Annotated in this window: 5 protein-coding genes; 1 reads left to right on the top strand and 4 read right to left on the bottom strand. The window is 58.5% G+C overall.

Translation table 11 applies throughout. From position 1 onward, the window contains the following. Positions 1–1,778: 1,778 nt before the first annotated feature. Positions 1,779–2,720, bottom strand: coding sequence for an AAA family ATPase (locus C9412_RS04520; protein ID WP_181358671.1), 942 nt, complete (start codon positions 2,718–2,720; stop codon positions 1,779–1,781). After that, on the bottom strand, positions 2,710–4,371 hold the full coding sequence (locus tag C9412_RS04515) for a hypothetical protein (protein WP_146160129.1): 1,662 nt from the start codon (positions 4,369–4,371) through the stop codon (positions 2,710–2,712). Before C9412_RS04515 ends, C9412_RS04520 begins: the two co-directional genes overlap by 11 nt. 1,577 nt (positions 4,372–5,948) lie before the next feature. Here C9412_RS04515 and C9412_RS04505 point away from each other — a divergent pair. Beyond that, complete coding sequence (locus C9412_RS04505) at positions 5,949–6,800, top strand: hypothetical protein (RefSeq protein WP_146160130.1); 852 nt, start codon at positions 5,949–5,951, stop codon at positions 6,798–6,800. A gap of 684 nt (positions 6,801–7,484) precedes the next feature. Here the strand turns inward: C9412_RS04505 and C9412_RS04500 are convergent. Further along, positions 7,485–12,755: an RHS repeat-associated core domain-containing protein gene (locus C9412_RS04500; RefSeq protein WP_181358672.1), complete on the bottom strand. Its 5,271-nt coding sequence runs from the start codon at positions 12,753–12,755 to the stop codon at positions 7,485–7,487. 54 nt (positions 12,756–12,809) lie between these two features. Further along, positions 12,810–19,529, bottom strand: a complete 6,720-nt coding sequence (locus C9412_RS04495; RefSeq protein ID WP_181358673.1) for an IPT/TIG domain-containing protein — start codon at positions 19,527–19,529, stop codon at positions 12,810–12,812. Between the last annotated feature and the right edge of the window lie 3 nt (positions 19,530–19,532).

Below are 19,532 nucleotides of genomic sequence, written 5' to 3'. Positions count from 1 at the left end.
GAAGATCGGCCTCCCCGGAGGGAAATGACCAAGTCCAACCATTGAGTTCCAGCCCCCTTAAAGGGATCGGCACGCCCCATTTGGCCTATAGGGCTTGCGCCATTCTCGCCAGGCAAAAGAACCCGTCGTTCGCATCCAACCATCGCCAATTCGCTGAGCGCCGGGCTTCCACGCCGCCTGTGACTGGCGCAATCCGCAAGACTCTCAGCGTCCCTCGCAGCAACGGATTCATCATAGCGACTACCCAGGAAACGCTTGAGCCTCGGGGCACACGTCTCGCCATCTGCGCAAGCACCTGAAACAAGCTCAGTGGCATCAACAGACGTATAGACCCAGCGTCCATTGACCTCCAGGGGTCTCAAACGAAATCCGCCGGCAGCCCCCCAGCTTCCGGAAAGGTCCCTGAGCCCCAATAGCACCTGCCTAACTTCACTTAGATCCATCTCGCCCGCCTGATGCCTCTGGAACACCTCCTCGCATGCACGAATGCAGTAGTGCAGCTCGGACCTTGCTAGCATATAAAGCACGCAATTTCCACCTACCTGGCTCTTCAGCAGTTCAGACTGCCAAGCACTCAGGGGGTTCCGGCGAATCATTGAGAGTAGGTCGTCACAGAGCATTCTCCAGATCCAGAAGCCCACACCGACTGGACAGCACTGCACCAACTCAGACATTGAATCAGCCTGCAACAATAGAAGCGACTCACGAAACATGATCCAAGGCAAGTCTATGCATGCATGCTTCGAAGTGGCCACAAGATGGGCGATCGCCACCCTCCGAAACGCACTAGCAACTGCTCCAATAATGGGAGGAGAGCCATCGGAGGCGAGACCTTCGCTGCGCTCCTTTCCTCCCGATGTCGACCACTGGAAATTTCCGAACTCCCAATCCCCGGAGGTCACGTTCTTCAATGAACCGTCGTAGATTCCAACGCTCTTGAGCCGAACATCAAACCGTGGGTCGATCTCACGACGCATGCAGGCCGGAACAGGAAGCCGCTGCAGACTGATTGCGCAGACTTCGGCGAAATGTTGCGCCTGCCACGACCCCGGCAGTTCCACTGAGGATGCCTGTGCGGCAGCAAGTGAAAGCCAGCCAGACATCTCTTCAGAAATTCTTGGCAAGCGCTGAAATTCTTCACGTTCAGCTACAGCAGAACAGCCCGCGGAACCGACCAGAGGGTGTCCACACAGACATGCGAATGGCGCTTGAGAGACCCGGTACGAGATTTGAATCGGCTGGCCGCAGCGAGCACAAGCCGATGTAAGCGGAATCAGGTGCACCGGGCACTTTACGATGAGAGTGTGCTGGTGGATCCACAGATGCACGCCAAGTGAGACACACTCCTGGCAGAACCTTAACACTGGCGATTGCCATAGATCGGCAATACACACTCTCTGATCAGCCTCTGCCTTAACGAGTGAGTCTAGCAAAGTCCCCTGAGTCGTGGCAGGAAGGCAAGACGAGCCATGGAGACTTCTGATCCAAATATCGGGCATTCCGAACATCACCATGCGTGACCGGCGCCCATACGTGGGCCTCCCCTCGCCCACGTAGCTGGCGAGCAGGGAGCTGGGAGTTACAGACTTCCACCATGCCGCTTTACTGAACAGCGAGTACGCACTTTCGTAAGGCAACTCACTATCGATCCGCCAAGGTGCGTAGGCGTCCATCTCCACACTCCTCTCTACGCAAGAACTCCATGGAGATCGCATTTCCATGCAGACTCGTCATGCGAGCTTGAACTACGGAGGCGACCAGCCACCTTCAGTGCCTACCTACACATCACGATAGGCGGCGATAAATGTGGCTTTAATGAGCCGTGGATCAACCTCCATGCCGGCCACATCCTTGTCCTTGAGTTCGTCACACAGCGAGGCGAGAAACGATCCAATCACTGCCATTGGAATCCCCTTTTTCAACTGAAGCCCAGGCACATTGCCAACTGCGTCACACACGCTTCCTGACAGCTGCTCGAACCTAAATCCTGCGCTATAGGCCTTTGGAAACAGGAACTCAGTAAAGAGGAGCTCCTGCCCCTCAATAGCCCACCTGCAATTGTCGATCGACTTCATGATTACCTCGATGTCCTCCGCCGTTCTCACGCCCCGATACCGATAAAGTCGACTCATGAACCTAACTGACAGGTCTGATCTCCCATTAATCTCAAGCTCCTTCTTGGTTGCTTCCAGCTCCATCTGCCCAAACAGGACCGTCGTCACATCAACATCAGACCGCGCAAGATGGTTTATGACTCGTTTGAGCCAGCGGAAATGCTGATTCTTCATTTCCTGAGCCTCGTCTATGAGCATAAAGATGTGCCTCTTAGCCCCAGAGAGCGCGAGGAGAGCGCGATGAATCTGGTCTCGCTTTCCTGCAACAGACTTGGCCATTCCCCCTCCGCAGCCTGCAGCAAGCATCATCGTCTCAATCATGCGCCCTTCGGACGGCGCGAGATCATCGTCTCCGAACTCCAGATGCAGAATCCCTGCGTTAGGGAATTTTGTGGCCAGTTCCGCTTCAAGTGCCTTGATGCAGAATGACTTGCCAAATTCAGGATGTGCGAAGAAGGCAATCGATGCGCGAGACCTGGTTGCAGCACGCATCACGCGAGCGATAGCATCCCTCATCGTCCGGGTCTGAATGACTGCGTTCGCCTTGACTAAGGGATGCAGTGCCCAGTATCGAGCCCTCAACTTCTCTATATCTTCAATCCTCATCGCTCTCCATCCCCAAGTCAGATGTGAACCTGTAGTCCAGGTACTCATCTGATGGCATCAGATCAGCATCCTCGTCGGACCCAGATAGCTGAGCCTCCCCGGGATGCAACGCGTTGGTGCCACCCACAGGCATTGCACCTCTTGACGAGCCACCTTCTTCGGGCTTAAGCCCTGCCAGCTCTGATGTCGTGGCAAAGGTTGACAACAGACGCTTGTTCGGACGCTGTGTCTTCTTGTCCGACTCAGAGGCATTCATTACGGCCTCGTTGAACGTGGCAACTGCAGACTCGCCGTAGCCAACGCGGAGCTGCCCCGTAGCAATGAGTGAGTTGATGTGCGAACGCACATCAACCGAATGCTCGTGCCTGGACCACCCACCCATTACAGTGCAGGTGTCGATGAAACTCCCGGATTTAGCGAAAACGTCGATATTCCTTATGTCTTTTCGGCGGACGTGCAGGTGAACACGTTTACCGATAAGGTCGAAATCTCTAGATAGCGCGGGACCAGTGTAGGCTTCCTTCATGAATGTGAAGTACGGACGCCTCCCTTTGTCCTTGTTACCGCACACTGACACCTTGTAGACGGACATATCCAGCCCAGCCACATGTGCCGGAAGCGGCGGCAGAACGGGAAACAAGAAGCCCATCCCATCTTGGTCATCGTTACCCGCTTCCAGCCTCCCCATCGGCGAGTCACCATAGTTGGCCTTGCCCTGATGGGTGTTGTATTCGCCGACCACATCGTCAATGAGTTGTAATATTGCCTCCAGTGGAATTCGAGCCTGCACGGCAACCTTCTCTGGAGACTGGCGCTGCGGATCTGTCGGGCTGACCCCAGTGGTGAGCGGAATCCTTCGGAACCCTCGCCGCTCTAGCAGCCCGAAGACGTTCTCGACCAGCGCCCTGCGCTCGAAACGGGCTTTCGGGCCAAAGTTCACGTCACACCCAATAATGTCCCTGGCCCTTTCCACTACATCGTTAGCGAGATGGGCAAGCGCGTTATCTAGTAGAAGTGCGTCAAACCCACACCACCGGAATGTCTCTGATAGTTCACGCGGCAGCTTGGCGACAGATGAGTAGGCGAGGCCTTCGACAGCGCAAGAAGGCGCATCGGCCCCCAACGCCGCATTCAAGGCGTCCAATACGTCCCCCGAATTGGCCTCACGCCGCAGAACAACCGCGTAGCCCAGCACGACCTTGTAGAACCTCTCAACGACCATCACGATCGTGATCCGCTCCATGGGCAGCCAGCGAAGTCCCTCTGGAGAGGGAACGCCTATTGCACCAATGAATCCGCACTTGTGCTCGTCAAGCTCAACAATGTCAAACGGCCTGGTGCAGGCGAGCCGACTCGTGCGCCCAGTTGACGTATTGGCCCGAGCCCTTGCCTTTGACCCGTACTGCGTTGATACGATCTGATCGTAGTTATCGCTTACGAATTTGTTGCAGTACCGTCGAATCGACTCTCTACCCTGGTACTTCGTAGTGAACGGCCACTTTGAGTCAGGTATGCCGGCTGCCTCGCAAAGATCGAGGAACTTGCCGTGAACGCTGGCAGCAGAAATCCCCGCCTCATACCCCACCTTCCTCATTGCACAGCCCATGAGGAAGTCATCAATCCCGTCTCGGATAGCCGGATAGCTATTCAATGTGCTAGCCAGTGCTCCTGTTAGCCCGCCCTGCGCCATCCGCCCCGTTCTGACCAAAGGTGCGCGTCGCTGCGGAGGCTGCAGCCGGCGGTAAGGCAGCACACCTGGCCAACCAACTACTCGTCCGAAAGAGTCCAGTGCGATACACCGACGAAATGCTCTCAGGACGGTTGACCTGTAGATGCCGCGCGCCTCCAGGGACCGATCATGCGGCTCACCATCGATGTAATCTTTGATTGCTTTTGTCAGAAGATGGACCCTCACACTCGCCAGATCATCCAAGCCGTCCAGAGAGATGCTCGTCCAGCTCTCATATGAAAGGCGCCCTACTGGCGTGTTCGCCCTGGTCCAGCGAAACTCTCCGCTCATGGGCTCTCAGCCATACGAAGCTTGGTCGCCATCGACCAGGGGGCTACATCCAAGTCGGAGCATATTTCTCGATTGCGCAGAAGCGCAGCGACGGTACCTCGAAGGGCTGCAGGATTGACGTCCGCCAATCGGTAAGCGAGCTCTCGCATAGAGATGCCCCTGACGGCCCCCAACTCAAGCAGGATCCTGCGTTCAACAACTGGACTTACGCCAACGAGCAGCCTCCGAATGCAGGCGACAATCCGCGACCAGTTTTCCACGCGCTGCGCGTTTGCGTTAAGTGTGTGGTCGCTGACGTACAGCAGCTCAGCGTTTGTCCCAGTATCTGCGGCAGCGGGCGAGGCGCCCCGGGGATCGAGATAGACCTCGCACCGCCCCCCTTTATTGGTAGTGGCGCTTGCAAAGTGCCGAGCCTCGCCAAGCGCAGTGCCCAGCGGGCTCGCGCGGGAGCCAGACCACCATGACTGGGCGTAGTCGATGCGCACAAACGAGTGCTCGCCTTCGATCAGATAGAAGGCCTGCCTTTGGAAGTCACTACTGAGAACCAAATCCCGGCTGGCAAACGGGGGCCGAACTAGCCAGATGTTCCCGCCCGTCTCTCCCCGCGCCTCTATAGAGGACGAGACACGGTCGCGCTGCGCTTGACGCGGCGATTTCTGTTTAGCCCCAACCATTCTTCCTCCTGTTCGTATTCAGGAGGACTTCCCCGCGCGGCGCTAGGCACATGGACGAAGTACGCCATTGACACCCCGTAGCGGGGCATCTAGCCTTGGCATCGCAACACACGGGATCGTCCCCGTTCCAACAGCCAGTCCTTGCCGGGACTGGCTGTTTTTCGTTGCAGATGAAACAAATTTTCGAAGCTCTTGCTTGGAGCGTAATCGGCGGCCCAAAATCTGTCTCGATCGGATATTTTTTTTATCCGTCAGGGGCCGATATCTATGGGCAGGAGACTGCTGGGAGCCGGTGAGCGCATCGGGCCGCGTATCTGGGCCCGATATCTGAAGGCGCGCTTTGGCTGCAATGCGCTTGCACAGCTGAATGCGCAGCTAGCATTGCCGATCGTCCCCTTCGAGACCTTTGTCTTTGGGCACGAGCCAGCCCCTCTGCCCTTGCGCCTAGCCCCCAAGTTCTTTGAGAGCGCCTACGAACTGGGCAGGTCGCCAGACGGGACGTACTGGCCTGAGATCCACTCGCCGGACGGCCTTGTGAAATTCAACCTGTTTGAGCGCGTCTCATCGCGCGTCCCGGAATCATCCAAATGGCTTCTCAATGACCTTTCTCCCTATCTGGGAGATGTCTGCCCCCATATCGAGGCAAGTCAGAAGTTGGTAGAAGACGGGCTCAGCGAGATCGGAGCGTTCGCACTTTCTGTCCCGGCGGTTGCGACCCTCTTGCTTCTGGACGAGAGCGGCTTAGGTGCCGCGGCAGTGGCTACAGTCTCTTTACTTCTCACCCCATTGCCGCAGTGCCTTGCACTCATCCACGGGCTTCACCACATCGCAGTTTGGCATTCACTTCACCTGGGCCATACGCCCGTTGTCGACGACTTGAGCGCCGCTTGTGCTGACGCTGCGTGCACGTTCAGAAACGGCTTGATCTCACTCGGCCTGGACGAGGCTGCGAAACTAGGCGAAGAGCTGATTGCCGAATTGAGAAGGGGCAACCATTTGATATCGAAAGACGGCGCACGTTCGACGCGCAGCCCAGAGCTACCCCCGCCTCTTGAGATAGGGATTCGCTTGGTGTTGGTCGAGGACAGACCTCGTGCTCGGCAGGCGGCCAAGCACCTTGATGCACTTGGTCAGGTCGTTCTTGAACGCGCCTATCCTTATCAAGTCCAGAACGCGTTCTACTCTTCGGGCCTAACAACCACCGAAGCAATCGAGGAAGTTCTTATGGGCTGCGCCGACCTGACTGGGCAAATGAGTTCCCTTTGGGACAAGGAACTGAGCCGGCTCTCCTCGGCGGAAGCTGGACGAATACCTGCCACCACGGACCGGCATGACAGGGTCAATTCAGATCAAGCCACTCGACCAGTGTTCGCCTTGACGCGATGAGCAGCCAAGCGACCGACCTGGCCGCCAAGCCCGCGGTCAGCAGGTTCCCCAGAATCCAAGCGAGGCCCCTTTTGCAAACGCATTCAGTAAAGTTGCAAGATTAGTTGGAGCGCAGCTATTGCATCAAATTTAGTTGGAGGAATGGACGATGGAAAGTGTTACAGCCGGACCCATAATTACTGCAACTCATTGATTTTAATTGACGCAGAGAGAAGCACTTGTAGTTGGGCCGGCTTCTGGCATGCTCTGGCATCGATGATGGAGCCTGATCGTGCGTGATCGGAAACTAACTGGCCTAGGGCCGGCCTTCGTTCAGGCGTAGCTCCTTCTGCCCGACGGCCGCGAGCTGGTGCCGCAACATCTGGCCGGGCTGTTGCTCACCGTTGCGCAGGCAAAGGAATGGCTTCGAATGACGGGCAAACTCCGAGCAATGCTCGAGCATGACACCAGCGAAAACGTCGCCTTAGAGACCCCAGAATCCATCCCAAATTGTTCGCCACCATGACTTAACTTTCTTGCCGGAATCGATTGGCCGCCTTGCCAACTCAATAACAAGCCATGCCGTAGACCCGGCAATAATAAGAAGCCCTACGACAGTAAATACAATCGGATTCACACTTCGCCAGATCCACCAGGACAGAAGAACAAGAACGATCACTGCGAAGTACTTCAGAAGAATACTATTCATAATCCCATCGTCCCCACTTCCTGAATAAACTCCCACGGCGACCTCCGGGCATCCCTGATCCGCTGCTCCAGCACCTCAATCCAGAAAGGCTCATTAGGATCGTCGGTCTCGGTTCCCCAAGGGAGAAGTCCGGAATATGTCTTGAGAACCTCGCCCCTCGTGTAGTTGCTGCTATCTTCACATGCCGCTTCAGCCCACTGCTGCTGTGCGCGGGCCCATGCTTTTTGCCCACTAGTGAGATTCCATACGCCCAGCCCCAGGGTCGCGGATCCGGCAGGAGCCCCTACGCCCGTCCCCTCCAACCCAAGACCAGCCGCAACACGCAGAGTGCCCACAGAAAAGAGACGCCCGGCATTCACAGCATTACCGACCGCCACGGCGGTCTTATGCACATTCCTTAGGCCAAGCGGATCAATTGCGCTGACGGGATTGCCGCTTACATAGGCGTACATATTGACCCCCCCACGAAGCCCGATGGGATCTTCTGAGATGAATCGCCCCATGCCTGAATGGTAATAGCGAGCGCGATAGTAGTAGAGGCCGTTCTCGTCGAGCTCGCGACCGGTGTATCTATAGGGGTTGTCGTAGCCTTGGGTACTGCTTGAGCCACCGTATGGATCGGCATCGTACGCGACAAGCAGATCTCCTGACGCACTTGAAAGTGCGATCGTGCTTCCCAAATGGTCTGTCAAGAAATACGCCCGCTCCCCCCCCGCATTGCGAGCGAACCTCTCATCCACTCCCAGGCCTGTAAAAACAGGGTTACGAGCTCCGCCGCGCGTCTCCTGTACAGCAGTCAAGCCGTCGTATAGATAGCTAGTCACCACCCCCTTTTCGGCTTTCGTCACCCTGCGACCGAGCCCATCGTACTTGTACTCAGCGACAACTTCGCCAGACTCAGAAACGCGCACAAGCTCATTTCGGGAATTCCACTCAAGGACGCGACCTTCGTAGGTCAGCAGATTGCCGTTGGCGTCATAGGTCAACGCTTGGCCGTTGTAGCGCGTCTGCCGCTGATTGTCATCGAAGCTGTTCTCTCCAATGCTAGCGCTTGGGAGAGACTTGGAGGAGAAGGTTCCGGTCTGGGAAACAACAAGACCCCGATTGTCATATGCGTAGCCAAGATTACCAAGTGCCTGCCCCCCGCGGCTCCATGCAAGGCCAGTCAGCTGGCTTCCTTCGTTGTATGCATAGCCCGCCCTCACCTGGTTGGGCAGCGTCATACTCGTTCTTCGGTTCACTGAGTCATATGTGTACTCAACCACCTCACCGAGCTGCCGCTGACCAATCAGTCGATCACCGTCGTCATAGATGTATCGCATCTCCGGCTGATTGTCCGCGACCATCGAGGTGCGCCGGCCGACCAGATCGTAGCCGTAATTCACCTCGCCTTGTGCGCTGACGACCCTCACGATTCTGTCTAGCCCGTCGTACCCCCAGGCGAGGACACCCGACGCCGAGTCATTCAATGACAGCCTTCGGTTACCTGCATCATAGGTGGACGCAACGGTCGTTCCGTCGTGATAGGTGATCAGGATATGACGACCGAGCGCATCGTATTCGTAATGAGTCGTGAATCCACGTCGATCGGTGTACCTTGTAGGCCGACTCATAACGTCATAGGCCCACGTCTCGACTTGCCCAAGACCATCGGTTCTCTTGATCATGCGATTTCGATTGTCGAAATCGTAGGAAAGCCCCCCGTTATGGGGAAGCAAGACATCTGTCAGATTGCCATTCGGGTCGTAAGCGAGTTCGACTACCTCACCTGCCGCCATAACCGCCCTGACCATTCTCCCCTGCGGGTCGTACTCGGAGCGCACCAGCTCACCATTCGGCCCTTCACTGGCGATCACACGCCCCAGCGCATCATGACGATAGGTCGTTCCGCGGCCCAATGGATCGCGCGTGGCGGCCAGATCGGCTCCCACGTAGTATGCGAAAGACGTATTTGACAGCGCATCGGTCAGGGTTTCTAGCTGTCCCGAGCTGTTGCAACCAAATGTGCTGCTATGACCCAAGGGGTTAGTGACTTTCGACAAGCACCCGCGATCGTACTCGAAGTGCGTCACGCGCCCCAAGGGATCAGTCAACGACGTCACTCGGCCTTCTGCGCTGAAGGTTGCTCGTGACTCGACGGCATCTGGCGAGCCAGCCAGCCGGATCGTACGCACGAGTTGCCCCTCTCCGTCGTACTGGTATTCAGTCCGCCTGCCAAGTGGATCTATCCGGGCCAGCATGCGTCCGTCCGCGTCCCGCTCAAATTTATACTCCTGGGCGAGAGACGTGCCGTAGGCCAGCGTATCCGATGCCGGATAAAGGCCACCGTTGAACACTACGCGCCGCTGACTTCCATCTGGATGAGTGACCAGTGTCCCATTGTTCGTGCCATCGAAATGATCGTACTGAATTCCGTACACCGCTCCATCGGCCAGCGTCTGACGAACCACCTCCCCAGTGGTGATCACGCCGGTCCCGATCAGATCAGTCTCTTGGTACTCGTTGAAGAGCAACCGATTCCCGCGTTGATCGTAGATCTCATTCAGGAGATGCTGCTGAACCGGCGCCTTTCCATAGGTCTTGTATCCATACCGACGGAACGTATTGTCCGGATAGATCACCTTCGCCAGCATGCCCAAGGCGTTGTACTCGTACCGCCATGTCGTACCGAGTGGATCAACCGCTGAGATGATCCGGTTCTGGGCATCGTAGTTCAGGTCAATATGACGCCCATGCGGCGACACTATCCGGCTCACACGACCCGCATCGTACTGGTACTCGATCGTGTTCCCAAAGCGGTCCTGAACCGTCTTGATCCGGTTGGGGCTGTACTGCTCGAAGGTCATCTGGCTCCCGTCGCGCAGTTTCAAACGGTACTTCCACCCCCCCTCGTTTTCAGACGCCAGAACGGCGCCCGAAAAACCATGCTTTCCGTTGTAGCGCCAGGTGCCGTAGGCCTCACTTCCCGAGGTCTGCTGAAACACCAGTGGTGTGCCGTTGGGAAGTACGAGCTGCATCTGGGCATAGGTGTTCTTCCTGGCAATGCGATAGTTGAAGCCAGCTCCAGTTCCGATGCCGAACTCGCGCTTCACCGAGTCGCTGGGTCGATAGTTGCGCCCCAGGATCAGCGGCATCACGTCGGCAATCGAGATGTCGGTTTCCTGGTATGTGAATCGCCCTGTTCGAAGATCAATCGGGTCACCCGCTGTCGCGTTGCTGCCGGTACCGGCATTGCATTCGCCACACTCCTGCGGGTCTGGAGGCATCCCCTCCTCCGGAGCCGGGTCGTTCGGACTGACCGCCGCACCAAAGCTCACCACTTCGTGAAGCGCAACTCCCGGCTCCGGGACGAACTGAGTCTCTTCCTTGTTTACCCGCCCTTGGCCGTACACACGCCACCCTTCCATGGCGTCGTAGAGCCAGAAGTCGGCACGCGTCCCTTCTGGATGACGGTCGTAGTTCGGATAGTGGACAGTGGCTCCCCTGCCAGCTTTCGGCGTAAGACCCTGCAGAACGGCGCCGCCGGGTTGCAGGGTGAAGTACATGGAGAAGTTCGTCGGAAGCGGATAGGGCGAGCGGTTGATCGGCGTGGGGACGATCGCCACTTCTGTCACGATCTTGCCCTTCTGATCCCGAATGACCGTTCCAGCAGGAAGATGCAGCTCCATCCCCGGTAGATCCGGATGAGTAAGCGTCAGGTCCTTGGCACTGGGAGAGGAAATCTTGATCTTGTCGCGCTCAGTGATGCGCGGCAACCACATGGTGAACGGGACCTGGGTGAGCTCACCCTCCTTCACATCCACGCCCGCAATGAACTGTCCGTACTCATAGCCAGCACTGTTGGCAGTGGTACCGTCGACATAGACGCGCTGGCGCCCTGCAGGAACGTCGTACAGAAGGAACTGTCCACTCTGGTTGGTCCGGGCGCTGTTGGAACCCACACTGACAGCCACACCGGCCACTGGCACGCCATCGGTGCGCAGCACCGTTCCGGCCAAGGCAGTCTTACCAAGTGCCTTGTAGAAGGCTGGCATGAATCCCAGGTAGGAAAGTTCCGGTTGCCGGCCAAGCATGCGCCAATGGTCGCCCAGATTGTCCTGCCCTGGCGTCCAAACGCCTTCGTGCATGCTGCTCGCGCGCGCGCAGGGCTGAGGCACCCGAGCTCGACCACCGCAGTAGCGGACATTGACTTGTGACTGGACAGTCTTGCTGGCGTCGGCCGACGCCCCTTGGGCAGCAGCGTCCGGAGAGAGCGCCACCGTTGTGAAGTCCACCATCATCAGGGGAAGGGCCCTACCCTGCTGTGTACGAACGCCATCAACCATCAGGGTATAAGGAGCGTTTGGGAAGAGCGACCGCGCCGGCTTCACAAAGACAAGGCGCCCTCCTTCAGCCGCTACGATGTGTGCCCTCGTTGTTCCACCCGGCCCGAACAAGGTGATGTTCGCGTCGTTGAGATCATCCAGTCGCGCAGGCTCGGTGAAACGAAGAGCAAGACGGGCGTCCACATTGACGTCCTTGGCGCCCTGCATGGGGAGCGCGCCGGCCAGCCCTTCGGACGATGACCGTGACACCGGCTCTGGCGCACGAACCACGACCTTGTTGCTGGCTGGATCGAACAGCATATCCGCGCGTGAGCCAACGGACCCTGCTCCGCCGTTGAAAAGATCGACCTGGCCGTCTGCGCGCAGCACCGCCCTATGGCCTGAGCGCGGCGCAGCACCCTCTGGCTGGACCAGCTGCCCCATGTCAGGGCTCCAGACCTCGTAGCCCCTCCCCTCCCCGTCACCACCAGCGAACAACACGCGGCCGTCCGTCAGCACGGTCGCCGTATGACCACTCCGCGCACTCATCGGCAACCCAAGCGCAGGCTCAATAACACGCAGTTGCGGATCGAACCATACCCCATCCTGCTGCAGCTTTCCCTGGCCATCGCGCCCGCCCCATATCAACACGCGCCCATCAGGCATGATGGTCAGGCTTGGATTCCTGCGAACCTGAGGCAGCGACCAGCGCCGTGAAACCTGGCTTCCAACCGAGCGCTGCAACTGAAGTTCGGCGCCACTGGAGGAGACCAGCAACAACTGGCCTTCCGGAAGCCTGAGGGACTTCTGGATGCCAGGAGCGCCAGTGCGCTCAGCCGCCCTGGATACATTTTCCGCAGACGTACCGGATGCGAACAGCTGCTGGGACGGCCCCACAGCCCCGACCAGACCCAGCAACAGGCCGACCAAGAGAACGTTCCAGCGATTGCGATTGCTGACCATGCCTTTGCTCCAATCCATTGTGCAGGCGGCCTACTGCGGGCAGGCCGATTGTCCCTACTTCAACTCGATACTCATTGACAGAGGTCTTCCGTAGTCCGGACTGACCATCATGCGGTAGGTTCCGCCACTGGGCAGTGCCGGCAGTTGCAGTACCTGGTTCGTAGTGACGTTCGCGCCGGTGAGTGCACTGCCGTCTGGCTTGTAGATCACACAGTAGACGTTGCCGCCTGACGGCTGGGTCACCGGGTCGGTGAAGTGCATGGCAAGCTTTTCACCACCCGTACCATCGAACGATATCCAACCGTTCTGCCCCACACGCGGCAGCGAGAGCAACAGCGGTGCACCCTTCCTCAGCACACCGGTCACGTCCGTGGATGCCGTCGCCGTGAACCCGATCTGCTGATTGCCGGAAACTGGCTTGGCGTACAGCCGGTAGGTTCCATCAACGTTGGCTGTCAGCTTCATCTGACAGCCTCCATTCTGCGGGTAACAGTTTGCACTTGAGGTCACGCCGTCCGGCCCATGAAGGGACGCGGCGAAGTAGGTCCCGCTTGAGACGTGGAGATTCGAAAGGCCCACCGTGACGCGCTGGAGGGCTTTTGCCCCAAACGTCAGGAATACCTCCTGGCCGCCCAAGCCGGTGACGATGCTGGCGTCGCTGCCGTCAAGACGTAGCCCGCTGGCACCAGAGGCGAGTGTCAGTCTCGCCTGCAGGGATTCGCCATGCGTTGAGTCGACCAGGACCGAGTACTGCCCCGTTACCGGCAAGACCGGAAGACGCAAGGCCTCAAACGATGAGGTATAGGTACTTGTCCACTGGGTCCCGTCCGGCCGGTACACCCGGTAGTAGATGGTGCGCTCCGCGGGCAGCGTCACCTGCCCTGCGATCTGCAACGACAGCCACTGCCCGGCCTGGCCGTCAAAAGTGAATCGAGCATTCTGCCCTCGCCGGCCGATCGACAGATCATGCGGCCGATCCAGTTGCAGGACACCCTCAATATCCTGCGAGAGTGTGAGCTTGTAGGCGAAGGTCTGGCTACTGGATTGTGGAGTGACCGCAATACTGTAGGTTCCGGATACCGTTGGCGCCAGGCTGAGTTTGCAGCCCTGATTGGATGCCGAGCAGGTCGTGCTGGTAAACGCGGCACCATCGGGGCGATAGACCGCGACGCTCACATAGCTGCCGGAGGATACGGTGAGGTCATGGATGCCGATGCTCAGCCGCTGGCCTGCGTTCGCCTGGAACCTGGCATGTGTTGATTGCCCACCATGCTGGGTCTGAACAGCTGCAGGCTCGCCACCGATCAGCTGGACTGCGCCCGAAGCAAGGGTGACCCGACTACTCACAGTCTGCCCATAGGTACTGTCAACGAACACCTGGTAGGTCCCTGCAACAGGCAGCCGCAACTCCTGCGAGCCATGCCCGGTTGCCCCCATCGTCACCAGCGTGCCGCCATCGGGCTTGACTACGCGATAGTAGACCGTTCCATCTACCGGGAATGTCGTCTGCGCGGCAACCTGCAAAGCGACCGCATCCCCCGCCAAACCAGTGAAGCTGAGCCGCGCGTTCTGGCCGCGACGCGGAAGCACAAGATTCAGGGGTTCGTTCGGCTGCAGCGCGCCAATCTGATCCAGCGAGACCAGCCATGTGTATGCGAATGTCTGGCTGGCAGATTGAGGGGTGATTACAACACTGTGCCGGCCGGTGCTGTTGACGGATACGTTGAGTTTGCAGCCCTTGTTGGAAATGTAGCAGGTGGCGCTGGTCAACTGGCTGCCATCGGGCCGGTAGATGGTTGCGTAGACGTAGCTGCCGGACGACACGCTGAGGTCATAGATGCCGACTCCAAGCTGCTGCCCCGCCACCGCATCGAAAGTACCGCGCGTTGATTGGCCACCATGAGTCGTCTCCACTGCGGCGGGCTCACCACCAATCGACTGAGGGTCACCCGCATCAAGCGTCAATCGACTGGTCACAGTCTCCCCATATGCCGAGTCGACGAACAGCTGGTACTCGCCGGCAACAGGAAGACGCAGCTCCAACGCCCCAAAGTTCGTCGTACTGAAGGAACTCAGCGAAGTCCCATCGGGCTTGTAGACGCGATAGTAGACGGACCTATCTGCCGGAGTTGTCGATTGCCCTGAAACCTGTACAGAGAAGGTTTCTCCGGCCGCACCACTGAAACTCAGACGCGCGTTCTGTCCTCGACGGGGCAGTACCAGATCCAGCGGCTGATTGGCAGCCAGAGTACCCGTTCGGTCCTGCGACACCATCCACTTGTAGGAAAGCATCTGATTGGCCGAGGTTGGCACGACAGCCATGCTGTAGATGCCCGACTGGTTGGCCTGGACATTGAGCTTGCACCCCTGCTGACTGGCGTAGCAGCTCGTACTTGCGGCCAGGCCTCCATCAGGACGATACGCAGCGACACTCACATATGAGCCGGATGACAGAGACAGGTCGTACACGCCGATTCCGAGCCTCTGGCCTGCCGTTGCCTGGAAGGTTGCACGGACAGACTGCCCGCCTAGAGAGGTCTCTACGGAGGTGGGATCTCCGTCAACGGCCTGGGCGTTACCAACAGCCAACGTAACGCGGCTGTTCAAGGTTTCACCATAGCGAGGCTCCACCAGAACCTGGTAAGCGCCCGATACCGGCAACCGCATTTCCAGGGAACCGTGCCCCGTTGCACTGAACCAGTCCAGCGAGTTTCCGTCAGGTTTGAGAACCCTGTAGTAGGCGGATCGACCAGCCGGGAACGTGCTCTGGCCAGCAACCTGCAATGAGAGGGTATCGCCCGCCTCGCCATTGAAGCCCAGGCGTGCCCGTTGGCCCCGGCGCGCGATCACAAGATCAAGCGGAACATCCCGCGTAACTGGAATGCGCAGATCACGCGACAAGGTGGCTTTGTACTGCACTGTCTGACTGGCACTCTGCGGCGTGGTCACCACACTGTAGGTTCCACTCTCTACAGCATTGATTCCTAGCGCACACCCTTGATCCGACACGTAGCACGTAGCACTGGCAGCAGTGTTCCCGTTCGGGCGATAGACCGCCACACTGACGTAACTTCCGTTGGAGACAGTCAGGTCACTGATGCCAAGGCCCAACTGTTCGCCCGCAGTTGCCTGGAACGTCATGTAGATGGGCTGCCCTGGAACCGTGGTGGCAAACTCACCCTGGCCGCCGTCGATCTCTGTTCCGCCCCCTGCCCCCGTTGTCAGGGTGACCTTCGACGTATTCGTTGAGCCATAGCTTGGATCAACGAATACCAAGTACTCACCACTGGCAGGAAGGGTGGGAAGATTCATCGTTTCGAAGCTCCACACGGTCCGACTGATCAGGGACGTACCGTCAGGCCTGTAGACACTGTAGTAGACCGAGTTTCCTGCCGGCTGTGTTACCTGCCCTGCGACCTGCAGGGCCAGCGTTTCTCCCGCCTGGGCATTGAACGTCATGCGGGCGTTCTGACCACGACGTGCAATATTCAACGTCTGCGCCGTCTCCCGCGACAATACCTGACGCAGATCATTGCTGACCGTCAACGAGTAGCTCATCGTCTGATTGGCTTCATGAGGCGTCATCACAATGCCGTAGATGCCGGCCTCCGGCGCACGCAGATTGAGATCGCATCCCTGTTGGGACTGATAGCACGTGACGCTACCTGCTGATCCGCCATTTGGCCTCGCAAGCGTGACCGTGACCGCCGAACTCCCATTGCTCAGCTGCAGATCGCTGATACCGATACCCAGGCGCTGATCGACCTCATCGACCTTGAATGTGGTGAATGTTGCCTGCCCTCCGGCCGCGGTGGTGACCCGGCCCGACTCGCCGTCGATGACCGGACTAGTTCCGTTGCCAGCCGTCAGCAGCACGCGTGATTGAACCGTGGCGCCATAGTTCGGATCCACGAAGACGAAGTACTCCCCGGCAGCCGGCAGGTTCATCATCCTCAGACTTTCGAATGCAGTGGTTCCCATGCTTGTAAGCGAGGTTCCATCAGGCTTGTAGACGGTGTAATAGACCGTTCGATTCGCCGTACTGGATTGACCACTGATCTGGAGCGCCAGATTGTCACCGACGTTCGCGCTGAACTTCAGGCGTGCATTCTGGCCCGGCCGGGAGATGTTCAGGCTGAGTGGTTGCTCACGGGAAAGATCGATGATTTGGTCATTTGTCAGGAACGCAGTGAAGCGCATCGACTGCGATGGAAGCTGTGGAGAGACCACCAGCATGTGAGTGCCGATCTTCGGTGCCCGGATATTGAGGTCGCACCCGCCATCACTGAGACTGCAGCCACGACTTGCAAGCAAGTCTCCACTCGGCCCATACACGTTTGCATTGATGTAGGTCCCAGTGCTCAGCTCCAGATCTCTAATCCCAAGCCCAAGCCGTTGGTCTGCGATCGTAGTGGTGAAGGTGATGAGCGCCGGTTGCCCCGCGACGGGGGCGACAAATCCACCTGCTGCGCCGTCAATCTCAAGGCCACTCTGCCGCCCCGAGGTAAGGGTAATTCTGCTTTGCAGCGTGGCGCCATGGGCAGGATCCACAAAGAGCATGTACCGTCCCGAGGCAGAGAGCGTCGGGAGGCGAAGCGTGTCGGAGCCTGCGGAGTTGACACTGGTCAGCAGCGCGCCATCGGGGCCGTAGACCTGATACGAAACGTACTTCGCCGACGGCTCGGTTGATTGGCCGGCGATCTGTATGCCAAGAGTCTCGCCTGCCTCCGCGTTGAAGTAGAGCCTCGCATTCATGCCGCGACGGCTCGTCGAGAGCTGATAGGGCGACTCGCGGGCGATATCTGCATGCAGATCCGTTGTCACCAAGGCCCGCAACCGCATGGTCTGTGTCGCGTTGAGCGGCTCAACCCTGACGCTGTAGCGACCGACCTTGGTTGCGCGAACATTGATGCCGCACCCGCCGTCGGACTGATAACACGTGATTGTGCCCAGGGAGGTGCCGTCAGGCTGGAAGACGTAGACCCAGACATAGTTTCCATTGCTCAGGGTCAGGTCGCTGATCCCTATGCCAAGACGCTGATCCACCTCGGTGGCGGTGAAATTGAAGTAGACAGACTGCCCACCGGACTCGGTCTGGAAGTCACCCACTTCGCCGTCCACTTCCCCACCACCTCCTCGGCCTTCGCTAAGAATCACGCGAGCGGTAGAGGTAGCCCCAAAGTCTGCATCGACAAATACGAAGTACTGACCTGTCTGCGGTAGGCTTGGAAGATTGAAGAACTGATGGGTGGTGACATTCGCGCTGGAGAACAGGGTCCCATCTGGCTTGTAAACCGCGTAGTTGACGTATCGACCGGCAGGCAGCGTCGCCTGGCCCATGACCTGAAAGGACAGAGACTCCCCGGCCTGTGCGTTGAACAGCAGCCTGGCGTTCTGCCCCCGTCGCGGCACAACCAACTGCAAGGGCGTTTCGCGCTGAAGATCCATGCGGAGATCGTTGGTAAGCGTCACCTTCCCCTGGAAGGTCTGCGTCGTTGAACCCGGAGCAAAAACCACACTGTAGATCGCCGTCTGCGGTGCCCGAATATTGAGCTGACATCCGTCGTAGCTGGGAAGGCAAGATGCGCTGACCACCGTGTTGCTTCGATTCATGACGGTGGCATACATCGAGGTTCCGGAGGAGAGAGTGAGCCCCTCCAGCCCCAGTCCCAGCCGCTGGTCCACACTTCCACTGAAGATGAATCGCTTCTTCTGACCGGCAATCGTCGTTGCAAGCGGCAGCGTTTCGCCGTCGGCCATGATCATGCGGCTACGCTCGATGGCCAGCTTCCAGCTGGCGGGGCTCTGCGAAGGCTTGATCAGCAGCAGGTGCGTTCCCGCTTTCGCCGCAGGCGGCAGTAGCACGGTGGGGTCTGAGGTCGTTGCAGTACCGTCAACCACCTTGCGATTTGAGGGATCGTAGAGCGTGTAAGCCAGATTGCCGGCCGTGATTGCCGACATCTGGACGTCGAGATGCTCACCCAGCTCAGCATCAAACAGGATGGCCACCTGCTGGCCGGCGTTCTGGGTGGACAGAGGGATCTCCACACCGTCTGCCTGAACGCGCCGTACGGCAGCGATCTCAGCCGCCGTGACACCAGAAGGCAACACCACCAGATCCCGATCACTGACGGTCAGACCATAGGGCGTGGACAGGCTGACCCTGGAACTGGCGCCCCCCAAGGGCACCGAGAACTCCACCTCATTGTTCGCAGCACGCGTGACCAGCGCCGAGCGGGTGCCGACGCGCACGGTAGTTTGATGTGGAAGCGGGTACAACGATTCACCCAGCAGGGTGACTTTCGCCCCAACGGAAACAATCTGCGGGGAGAAGCTATCAATTCTTGGCGTGCGACTGGATTGATCAACGACAAAGTCCGTGCGGCTGGTGACCGACTGCGCTCCAACCGTTACAGAGATCGGGCCGGTAACCGCACCTGTTGGCACCACTACCTGCAGCTCGCTACCACTGGCCCCGAGCACGTCCGCGCTGACACCCCCAAAACGCACTGCGTTGGCAGTCGGCTCAACACTGAAGCCCTGCCCCTGGATGCGCACAGGCGTACCGCTGACGCCACGGCCAGGACTGAAGCCGAACAGCACCAGCTCGCCGGCTGCAAAGCGCTCGACCTTCTGGATGTTGCCCATCACATCGTATACGTAACGCGCAGATTCCCCCGCGTCATTGGTTACGGCAGTCAGACGCCCATTGGCGTCATAGACATAGCTTGTTGCCCATGCCTGCGCGGCAAGAGTAAATACGATCAGGCTCAACAG

Origin of the sequence: Stenotrophomonas sp. Nf1, from assembly GCF_003028475.1 — a bacterium.
Classification (GTDB): domain Bacteria; phylum Pseudomonadota; class Gammaproteobacteria; order Xanthomonadales; family Xanthomonadaceae; genus Stenotrophomonas.
This window is presented reverse-complemented; position numbering and strand designations above follow the sequence as displayed.

Excerpts from the sequence above, each read along its gene's own strand:
- C9412_RS04520 (WP_181358671.1), bottom strand. The coding sequence starts at position 2,720 with ATGAGGATTGAAGATATAGAGAAGTTGAGGGCTCGATACTGGGCACTG.
- C9412_RS04500 (WP_181358672.1), bottom strand. The coding sequence starts at position 12,755 with ATGGTCAGCAATCGCAATCGCTGGAACGTTCTCTTGGTCGGCCTGTTG.